10 protein-coding genes are annotated in these 9,318 nt (G+C 38.7%); 5 read left to right on the plus strand and 5 right to left on the minus strand.

The annotated features are described in order from the left end of the window. The first annotated feature begins 115 nt into the window (after nucleotides 1-115). Both H3T47_RS02435 and H3T47_RS02440 read left to right on the plus strand, forming a co-directional pair. Entirely contained in the window at nucleotides 116-973 is an 858-nt protein-coding gene (locus tag H3T47_RS02435; protein ID WP_199282433.1) for a helix-turn-helix domain-containing protein, read from the plus strand. A gap of 80 nt (nucleotides 974-1,053) precedes the next feature. Continuing rightward, nucleotides 1,054-1,917: an NAD(P)-dependent oxidoreductase gene (locus H3T47_RS02440; protein ID WP_187159903.1), complete on the plus strand. Its 864-nt coding sequence runs from the start codon at nucleotides 1,054-1,056 to the stop codon at nucleotides 1,915-1,917. A gap of 70 nt (nucleotides 1,918-1,987) precedes the next feature. Here the strand turns inward: H3T47_RS02440 and H3T47_RS02445 are convergent, their stop codons facing one another. The 4 genes from H3T47_RS02445 to nrdJ all read right to left on the minus strand — a co-directional run bounded on the left by H3T47_RS02445 (nucleotide 1,988) and on the right by nrdJ (nucleotide 5,767). After that, on the minus strand, nucleotides 1,988-2,530 hold the full coding sequence (locus tag H3T47_RS02445) for a cob(I)yrinic acid a,c-diamide adenosyltransferase (protein WP_199282434.1): 543 nt from the start codon (nucleotides 2,528-2,530) through the stop codon (nucleotides 1,988-1,990). Further along, nucleotides 2,527-3,045, minus strand: coding sequence for an ECF transporter S component (locus tag H3T47_RS02450; protein ID WP_187159905.1), 519 nt, complete (start codon nucleotides 3,043-3,045; stop codon nucleotides 2,527-2,529). The genes H3T47_RS02445 and H3T47_RS02450 overlap by 4 nt, the downstream gene beginning before the upstream one ends. Nucleotides 3,046-3,052: 7 nt before the next feature. Next, a complete protein-coding gene (locus H3T47_RS02455; RefSeq protein WP_199282435.1) occupies nucleotides 3,053-3,445 on the minus strand; it encodes a DUF4430 domain-containing protein in 393 nt (130 codons plus the stop codon). A gap of 87 nt (nucleotides 3,446-3,532) precedes the next feature. Beyond that, nucleotides 3,533-5,767, minus strand: a complete 2,235-nt coding sequence (nrdJ, locus tag H3T47_RS02460; protein ID WP_199282436.1) for a ribonucleoside-triphosphate reductase, adenosylcobalamin-dependent — start codon at nucleotides 5,765-5,767, stop codon at nucleotides 3,533-3,535. 638 nt (nucleotides 5,768-6,405) lie between these two features. Here nrdJ and H3T47_RS02465 point away from each other — a divergent pair. From H3T47_RS02465 to proC, 3 genes are all read left to right on the plus strand, one after another. Beyond that, the gene (locus tag H3T47_RS02465) at nucleotides 6,406-7,116 is read left to right on the plus strand and encodes a YjjG family noncanonical pyrimidine nucleotidase (RefSeq protein ID WP_199282437.1); all 711 of its coding nucleotides are present in this window, start codon (nucleotides 6,406-6,408) and stop codon (nucleotides 7,114-7,116) included. Nucleotides 7,117-7,179: 63 nt separating this feature from the next. Next, on the plus strand, nucleotides 7,180-8,043 hold the full coding sequence (locus H3T47_RS02470) for an aldo/keto reductase (RefSeq protein WP_038520650.1): 864 nt from the start codon (nucleotides 7,180-7,182) through the stop codon (nucleotides 8,041-8,043). A 16-nt stretch (nucleotides 8,044-8,059) separates the two neighbouring features. Next, entirely contained in the window at nucleotides 8,060-8,824 is a 765-nt protein-coding gene (gene proC / locus H3T47_RS02475; RefSeq protein ID WP_199282438.1) for a pyrroline-5-carboxylate reductase, read from the plus strand. A 49-nt stretch (nucleotides 8,825-8,873) separates the two neighbouring features. Here the strand turns inward: proC and H3T47_RS02480 are convergent. Beyond that, the coding region (locus tag H3T47_RS02480; protein WP_199282439.1) for a transposase at nucleotides 8,874-9,318 on the minus strand (445 nt) is incomplete at its 5' end.

Raw genomic sequence — 9,318 nt, forward strand, 5'->3', positions numbered from 1 at the left:
TTGTAGTACTTAAAGTTAGGGTTAAGTCAAATAGTAAACAGATTTTTTAGTTAAATATCGTTTACACTATAGTTGCTAAGTAAATTTGAACATTGTGAAACCGAAAGGAAACATAATGACAATTGGAGAATTATTGAAGCAATTTCGTATTAAAAATTTAAAAACACAGAAAGAATGGGCGTCTGGCATAGTTAGTCCTTCATACTATGCCAAAGTAGAAAAAGGGCTTCACCGTATTACCGCCGAAGACTTATTAGCGATTTTAACTGCTAACCAGATTAAACCGGAAGATTTTTTTAACAAATTAAGTGCTAATCAGGAGCATGACAATGCAGCCAGCTTTATTGATCGTGAAGTAAACAGGGCATATTATCAGAATAATCCTGCTAAAATCAGAAAAATCAGGGAGTATGTAGCAGATAGTGATTTTAAAGATAAAGATAAAGAAAAGATACTATTGCTGATTGATTTCGAATTGGCCGATGTGGAAAATAAGCTGGCAGATTTGAGTGAAACTAAAAAAAGCAAATTGAAAAGCTGGCTCTTTGACCAAAATGATTTTGACGAGAGGGCGTTGCGGATCTACATTAATTTAATCCCAATTTATGATTTAAAGAGCAATTTGCTAATAGGTAAAAAGATAGTTGAAAAGTTAAAGAACGTTTCAAAACCGCGCCAGCAAGAAGAATTGTTAGATGTTATCTGCAATATCTTGATCATGTGTATTGAGCAAAAGTCATATACTGAAGCACAATACTTTATTACTGCTGCTGAAAAGGTGAAGATGATTCCTGAACTCTTTTTCTGCAAAAATATGCTGGTTTTATTGGAAAACATGGTCAATTATCATTTTGTGCATAAACCTGAATATATATCTAAGTGCAAGTGGGCAATTAAGAATTTTACTTTATTAGGGATGCCGGAATATGGTGAGCAGGCAGAACTTTTTGTTAACGAAAACCTAAATAAATAAAAACTCTACTTATTAAAGATAAGTTAGTGGTATGATTAAATTATTAAGAAAACGTTTTATTTAATAGAGGAGAATTGATTATGAAAATAGGTTTTATTGGAACTGGAGTTATGGGAAATGCCATTTGCCTTAACTTGTTAAAAGCTGGTCATCAATTGTGGGTTTATAATCGCACTAAGAGTAAGACTGATAATCTGGTTGCAAAAGGTGCTACTTGGTGTGATAATCCTAAAGCTGTAGTTGAACAGACTGAGACAATTTTCACTATTGTGGGTTTGCCCGCTGACGTTGAACAAGTTTATTTCGGCGATAACGGTATTTTGCAAGCCGAAGTTAAGGGCAAAAATCTGGTAGACATGACCACTTCAAAGCCTGCTTTAGCACAAAAAATTTTTGCCGCAGGTGAAAAGCAGGGCGCTAAAGTATTGGATGCTCCTGTTTCTGGTGGTGATTTAGGTGCTAAAAACGGTACGCTGACCATCATGGTTGGGGGAGATGAATCTGCTTACCAAAACTTGGAAACAATTTTTAAGGATTTCGGAAAGCAAGTTCACTTTTTTGGGCCAGCTGGTGCAGGTCAGAATACTAAAATGGCTAATCAGATCATGATTGCAGGCACCATGACCGGTATGACAGAAATGCTGGTTTATGCTAAAAAGGCGGGGCTTGACCTTGAAGCAGTCCTTAAAACGGTCGGAGCAGGCAGTGCTGCTAACTGGAGCTTGAGTAATTATGGTCCGCGGGTCTTAAAAGGTGACTATACCCCGGGCTTTTTCAGCAAACACTTTTTGAAGGATTTGCGCATTGCTCTAGAGACTGCTAAAGAAATGAAAATTGAGCTGCCAGCAACCGAAGAAGCTAAAAAGTTATACGAAACATTAGTTGATGAAAAGCACTTGGGTGACTTGGGGACTCAAGGACTAATTAAATTGTGGTGGCAGTAAAATATTAATTTTAAACAAAATAAAAACGGGGTAGTTTCAATTACGAAACTACCTCGTTTTTTGAGCTTGCTTACTTAATTTTACTTTTGACTTCTGACGCACCGTCTAGCACATTAGCATAACGAGCTAAGGTAAAGAGGTAGTCTGACAAGCGGTTGATGTATTCCAAACAAGCGGGAGCAAGTTTTTGTTTTTCAGCGTTTAGTTTTACCATGGAACGCTCGGCTCGTCTGGCAACTGTCCGGGCATAGTGTAAGTGAGTGGCAGTGATCGAACCGCCAGGTAAAATGAAATGGGTTGTTTGAGGAATTTGTTTATTAAGTTCGTCGATCTGTTTTTCAAGTTCTGCTACTTTTTCAGCCGTAATTTCTTCGTGTCTTTTGACAACAATGTCACTTTCCAGTTCATATAAGTCTCGTTGCAAATTTTGTAAAGGAGTATGCAGCTTCTGACATTTGGCAGACAAGTTGGCAATCACAACGCCCAGGTAAGAATCAAGTTCATCAATATCACCGACAGCGATAATCTGCAGATCATATTTGGGAACCATTTTGCCGGTTACCTGTTTGGTAAAACCTTGATCGCCCACCTTAGTGTAGATTTTAATTGTCATAATAGCCTCCGTTTGTAATGATCAAGTGCAATATTTAACGGCTTGTATAAAATTGGGTAAAACACTAGGTTGCCGACAGCATGATAAGTATCAAAGACCAGACTGCCTGCCCAATAAGCTAGGAACGCATTGAAACCGCCAAAGATAGACATGCCGAAGTCGACAAAGCAGCCATATTCCCAGCCGAGAAAAACAGCAAGAATAAGTTGCAGTGTAAAATGTTTTTTAAGTGGCGTAAATTTACCGAGCAAAGCCACAGTTAAAACACAGCCGCCATAGGCTAAGACTTGTGATACTGTCCAAATGCCAAAGCCCAAGTAAATGTTGGAAACTACCATAGTTAAAAGGGCTAAAGCAAAGCCGAAACCAAAGCCAATATTTAAAGTTACAATCATCAAAATATCGGTTACTGGTTGAACATTGGGCACAGGAATAATTTTAAATATTCTTAGTGCCACACACATGGCTGTTAAAATTGCTAATAACGCTATTTTCTTAGTTGAACTGCGGACCATAGCAATTTTAGAAGTTAACTTTTGCTAAAGTAAATTTAATTTTATCTTTGTTAGCAAGCTTCTGTATTGTCGCACCTTTTTGCGCAAACTTGCCGTTAATGGTGTAAGTCCAATAAATCTTCTTGCGCTTATTTTGGCTTTTACCAGCTATTGAAGTAATAAGACCGTGATCACTCTTTATTTTCCAGCACTTTTTCAAACCGCGCATTACAGTTGAGTTCTTAGGCAATTTAATAGTCTTTTTCTTGTAATTCTTGTTATGTACTTTAAGGGTGTAAGTAACTTTGATTTTGCTGCTGGCGTCTACCTGTTGGACATTTTGGGTTGTTTCGTAGCCAGCAAAAGTAAAGGTAAAAATAGTGGCTATTCCGGTTAAAACTGATAATTTGCTTTTCTTCATAATATACTCCTAATCTATAGATTTTTGTGCAAGCACTAAAAACTTCGTACTTAGCTGCTTGCACGGCACTAGTTTAATTTAAAAAACTTATTTAACTGGACATGCACCGGATTCACAGTCTGTTTGGTCAACTAATTCCAAATCTTTTTGATCATCATTTTGCTCTGCAAATACTTGGGCTACATCACCGGTAATTTCAGCTTTTCTTTCCTCATATTTAACTTTATCGATTGGTTCTTTTGGCGCTTGTTTAAGTGAACCACCATAGTATGGCAATAAGGAAGTTGACTTAATTACATGCCGGTATTGTTCAAAGAGTGGGGTAATCTTGTCACCTTCATTGCTTTGGAAAGTAACGGTACAGCTAACTGCATTATCTGACCAATAAGTTTGCAAAAAGGCTTGTGTTGCAAATTGTTCTTCAATTGAAACTGTACCGGCAGAAGCAAAGTTCTTGCTGTCGGCGTGAGCAGCACGCAATGGAAATTCAACACAAGTTGTGTTTGGTGAGTAAATATCAGGTTCTGAATAGTAACCACATGCGTCCAATGCTTTAAGCAATGGATCAGAAGCTTGGAACCTAATTCTTTGAATTAAGTAGCCGGCATAGTGGAAGTGCATTCCTTCAGAGGCCCCAGCCAATTTGGCAACAGTACCAGAAGGCTTAACAGTTGTGTGCTTGATTGACTCATTGCAGTTTAAAGTTTTGCTGTATTCTTTATCAGCATCAATGACGGCTTGGTAAGCTTCAGTAACCATTTTAATTCCCTGAGGGTCGTAAATTGGTTTTTTAATCTTTGCGCCGGTTTCTTCATCAGTGCTGTCTTCAAAGCCGGTGACAACCCGGTGACCCAAATCATTTAACAGCCAGTCTTGAATACCTGACATTGAAACACCGATTCTACGATTCTTGGAAATGATGTTGCGGGAAATTTCCCAGTCGTAGTCACTAAACGTTACCCGTTTGGCGTAGCGAGTGGCCAACCTGAAAACGTCCTTTAGTTTCCAACCTTGTTGTTCTGCAATGTATGGGAATACTTCAAACAGGTTGCATGGCTCACCATTAGCCAAGGAAATCTCTCCGCAAGGGTTGGTGCCTTCAACGTCGCCGTCAATATCTTTTTGATAGCCGTCAATAATACGACCATAGTTACGAGATAAGTCAAGGTTAACTATTCCTGGTTCACCGTTTTCTCTAATACCGTTAGCAATTGGTTCATATTCATCAAAGTTAGAATCAATTGCTACACTGTTGTTTGATGCCCAACGGTGGTGGTAGAGTTTGTCTTTATCCTGTTTCATCGTGATGAAGTCTTGGTCGGTACTTGTACCTAAAGCCAATTCAGCTGATCTTCTCACATTGCCGGCAACGACTGTTTTACCAATCAAGTTGCAAATATCCGTACAATCAACAGAAGTTAAATTGCCGCCTACTCGGTTGTTAATAATGTTGTTAATATCAAAAAGCATTTCCACTAACGGCATAGGTCCAGAAGCAGTACCGCCAAAACCGTGAATTTTAGCCCCGTAAGGACGAATTCTGCTGATGTCCAGTACCAGTTTGGTCTTGTTTTCAGCATTGGTTTGATTAAAATGCATGTCAACTAAACGAGCATTGGCCAAAACCCAACCTTCACGGGTATCAGGCAAGTTGTAGTATACGTAGTCAGACTTGCCGTTATTTTGCTTTGCCCATTCGTCTTTGTCCGTTGCACCCAATTTAACCGAATCCGCGTATGAGGCACTCTTTTTGTCGATCACGATTGTTAAATCGATTTTGTTATCAACTGTTGGAATCTTTTGAATGTTGTCTTGAACAACAGAAAAGCCAACGCCGCCGCCTTTCATTAGTTGGTCAAAAAGAAATGAAAATGGCATTGAAACCGCTTCTTGCGTTTGCCCTAAATAGTCTGGCACTATATGGCTGTCACCATATTTTTGGGGACGAATAGCTATAAACCAGCAATTATTCAACGAATCACCATTACGCTTTTGGTAATCTGTCCCGGAGACCCAGAGGTTACGACCAGAAGGCGTTGCGCCTAAACCGTAAACCAATTTAAATAGGCTCTTGGCCTCATCAGTTAGTTCATCAACTACTTCATTTGCAGGAGAATCTTTGAGACGAGGATCAAGATTAATATTGCCTTCGATTACGCGTTTAACTGTTTCATCCCAATTTTCGGAACGATTTTTTTCAGGAAGCCATCTGGCGTAGGTCCGTTTGTAAGTAACCCAGCCAAGCTCTCCCCAGTGGGGAGTGACAGTTTGTTTCACTTGATCAATGTAACCCTGATCTAAGGTTATGCTCGTATTTTTCATATTCAAAGTTACTCCTTCAACTAGCAAATTGTTCCACAGACACATCATCTATGGCTACAAGTAGAACTATACCACAATATCTTGTATTTACTAGAGGAAAGTTTGCTCTTAAACACAAGTAAAAGTCACAACTTGATGTGCGAGTAAGTTGTCGGGGATAATAAAAAAACATATAGAATTCGAAGATATAAAAAAAGCATAATAAGCTAAAAATAGCGTTTATTATGCTTGAATATATTTTTGTTTTTAAACTAAAAATTAGTGCCTAGCTAACGTGAAGAAAAGGAAAATTAAGCCAAGAATAACGACTATTGGCACTAATAAATGAATAAAGAAAATAAAGGCAAGTGTGCAAGTTAAAATGAAAAATAAGATTTTAAATATACCAACGCCCAGTTTTATAAATAACCAAATTAACAAGAATGCTAGTAATAGTCCAACCATGCTTAATCACCCCTTTTAGCAGAATTAAGTGATATTATAGCTGATTTTTAAGAAGAGTAATAGTAATGCAAGCAAAATTTAAAAATAGTTAATTTTGTTCCCAATGTGTGAAATATTGTTATAATAGACCTCCACACTAATTTTTAGTGAATACGCATTTTATTCTGCGGAATAACTGGAGAGGAAGAAATTGCTTGCGTTATAAACAAATAATTTTTGATGTTGATGATACTTTGATTGATTTTGCTGCTACAGAAAATTTTGCTCTGCATAGTCTTTTTCAGGCTCATCATTGGCAGTTAACAGACAACATGCAGCGTGATTATCATGCATATAATCAAGGACTTTGGCGTAAGCTGGAACAAGGTAAAATCGATTATAATCAACTCAGCAAGACTGTCTTTAGCGAATTTATCAAAGAAAATTTAGACATTGATATTGACGGAATTGCAATTATGAACGAATACCGTTCTTATTTTAGTGAAGCTCATAAGTTGCTGCCCGGTGTGAATGATACTTTGCGTTTTGCTAAAAAGCACAATTACGTTTTAACTATTTTAAGTAATGGTGAAGCCTTTATGCAGAGGCACCGTTTGCAATTAGCGGGCATTGATAAATATTTTTCGCTGATTGTGACATCAGAAGAAGCCGGCTTTGCTAAACCGGATACCCGTATCTTTGATTACTTTTTTGCTCATACTGAAATCGGCCCTGAAGAAACTGTGTTCTTTGGAGATGGGCTGCAGTCCGACATACTGGGTGCAGAAAATTACGGCTTTGACAGCATCTGGTATAACCACCGTAAACGGAAGAATAATATGAATCTGCATCCCTTATATGAGGTAGCAACATATCCGGAATTTGTGGCTTTGCTCAAGGGTGATTTGCAAAAGCAACCGCAATAATTGCTATCTTTTCCTGTAGAAGTATAGTTCAATCCTGTATAATAATTATTAGAGGTGAGAATAATGACTTTAAATATTCATTCTTTTAATGATACTTATGAATTAAATAATGGCGTTAAAATACCAGTCATTGGTTTAGGAACTTGGCAAACACCTGACGGTGAAGTAGCCAAGAACACTGTGAAGGATGCACTGGATCTGGGCTATCGCTTAATTGATACGGCTGCAGCTTACGGCAATGAGGAGAGCATCGGACAAGGAATTAAACAAAGCGGGGTCAATAGACACGACTTATTTGTAACCACTAAATTATGGAACGATCATCACGGCTATCAGGCAACTAAGGCTGCGATTGATGAAAGCTTGACTAAATTAGATTTAGATTACCTTGACTTGTATTTGATCCACTGGCCTAATCCAGCACCTGTGCGTGATCACTGGGCTGAATTAAACGCAGAAAGCTGGCAGGCAATGGAAGAAGCTGTTCAGGCAGGTAAAATTCGCGCAATCGGAGTATCGAATTTCAGACGTAAACACTTGGATGAGTTGCTGAAGACCGCCAAAATCCGTCCTGCTGTCAATCAAATTTACCTTAACCCAAGTGATATGGAAGAAGATGTGACTTCTTATAATAAAGAACTCGGCATCTTGAGCGAAGCATATTCACCACTTGGCAGGGGCGGTTTATTTGCTAATGAAACTGTCGTTTCTGTTGCGCAACACTATGACAAGTCTCCAGCGCAAGTCTTATTACGGTGGTCCTTGCAACACGGCTTTGTCCCATTACCAAAATCTGTCCACCGCGATCGGCTTGAATCTAATTTACAAGTTTTTGACTTTACAATTAGTGATGCTGATATGGCTAAACTTGATGGTTTGCATGGAGCAGCTAAATTAGCAAATGATCCAGATCACACGGACTTTTAAAAAAAGGTGGTAGCTGATGAAAATTGGTTTTATTGGAACTGGTAAGATTGGTTCCGCTATCATTAAAGGCTTGTTAAATGCTAAAAATTCAAGCCAAGATATTTATGTTTATGACGGTGGTCATAAGTCCGCTCAAAAAATTGCTGCTGAATTTAATCTGCGCTTAGTTAATAGTTACACTGAATTTAACGCTTGCCAGGCAGTTATAGTTGCTGTGAGTGGCTCCAGTGCTGAAGCTATACTGAAGCAGCTGGGTCAAAAATATCACGGTATCATGTTATCAACGGGTGGCGGCGATTTAACTCAGATTAATAGTGGACTTGCGCAAGATACGACATTTGCCAAGATCGTTCCTAATACTCCCGTTCAAATAGGTAGCGGAATTACAGCCATCAGTTTTATTCCTGATGAAAAGCCGGAAGTGATTGCTACTGTAAAAAAGATTTTTACTCAAATGGGTGCAGTTTACGTTGTGCCTGAAAACCTGCTAGGCATTTATGGTACAGTTGCTGGATGCACGCCTGCTTTTGTAGATCTTATGATTGCAGCGCTGAGTGATGCCGCAGTGCAAAACGGTATTAAACGTGCAGATTCATATCAGATAATTGAACAAATGCTTTTGGGTACCAGCCAATTGGCACTTGCTAGTAAAAAATTGCCGGAAGAATTAAAAGACGAAGTTACCACACCGGGTGGTTCAACTATTAGGGGAGTAGCCAAGCTTGAAGAAACGGGCTTTAGAAATGCGCTTATTCAAGCCGTAAATGCTGCTGCAAATTAAAATAATGGCTCTTTGTCAAATCCTGTTGATAGAGCTTAAATGAATAGAATCAAGCAGCTAAAAAACTGCTTGGTTCTTTTTCTTTTACCTTGTTTTCTGCTAATCTAATCCTGGTTAGCAGATTGTGGAAGTTGGCGTAGCCAAAAGCTGTGCGCTCAATTTGTTTAATCTTGCGATTGAAGCCCTCTAAGCAGCCGTTGGAATAATTCAATGTTATCCCGTTAATTACTGCTTTCAGGTTATGCTTAAAAGTTAACAGGGTTTGATGCATTTGCCAGCCAACTTCTTCTTTAGCATGAATCACTTCTTTAATTGCCAGCGGATCTTTGGCAGCCAAAGCATCATAAAATGCCTGCAGCAGGTTGTAGGCATTAGTAAGCTCCGTGCTGCAGGCGATGCCTTCGTTGACTATCTGCTCTTGCGTCAGATTGTCTTTGTAGTGCCAATTGTAATGCGGATGAATTTTGTCGAGTGCCTGGTACTTCTTGAGATAC

The sequence above is a fragment of the Lactobacillus sp. W8093 genome (assembly GCF_016100925.1).
GTDB lineage: Bacteria > Bacillota > Bacilli > Lactobacillales > Lactobacillaceae > Lactobacillus > Lactobacillus helsingborgensis.

What these genes read in the sequence shown, in the direction of transcription:
- H3T47_RS02435 (WP_199282433.1), top strand. Translation starts at nt 116, where the DNA reads ATGACAATTGGAGAATTATTGAAGCAATTTCGTATTAAAAATTTAAAA.
- H3T47_RS02440 (WP_187159903.1), top strand. Translation starts at nt 1,054, where the DNA reads ATGAAAATAGGTTTTATTGGAACTGGAGTTATGGGAAATGCCATTTGC.
- H3T47_RS02445 (WP_199282434.1), bottom strand. Translation starts at nt 2,530, where the DNA reads ATGACAATTAAAATCTACACTAAGGTGGGCGATCAAGGTTTTACCAAA.
- H3T47_RS02450 (WP_187159905.1), bottom strand. Translation starts at nt 3,045, where the DNA reads ATGGTCCGCAGTTCAACTAAGAAAATAGCGTTATTAGCAATTTTAACA.
- H3T47_RS02455 (WP_199282435.1), bottom strand. Translation starts at nt 3,445, where the DNA reads ATGAAGAAAAGCAAATTATCAGTTTTAACCGGAATAGCCACTATTTTT.
- nrdJ (WP_199282436.1), bottom strand. Translation starts at nt 5,767, where the DNA reads ATGAAAAATACGAGCATAACCTTAGATCAGGGTTACATTGATCAAGTG.
- H3T47_RS02470 (WP_038520650.1), top strand. Translation starts at nt 7,180, where the DNA reads ATGACTTTAAATATTCATTCTTTTAATGATACTTATGAATTAAATAAT.
- proC (WP_199282438.1), top strand. Translation starts at nt 8,060, where the DNA reads ATGAAAATTGGTTTTATTGGAACTGGTAAGATTGGTTCCGCTATCATT.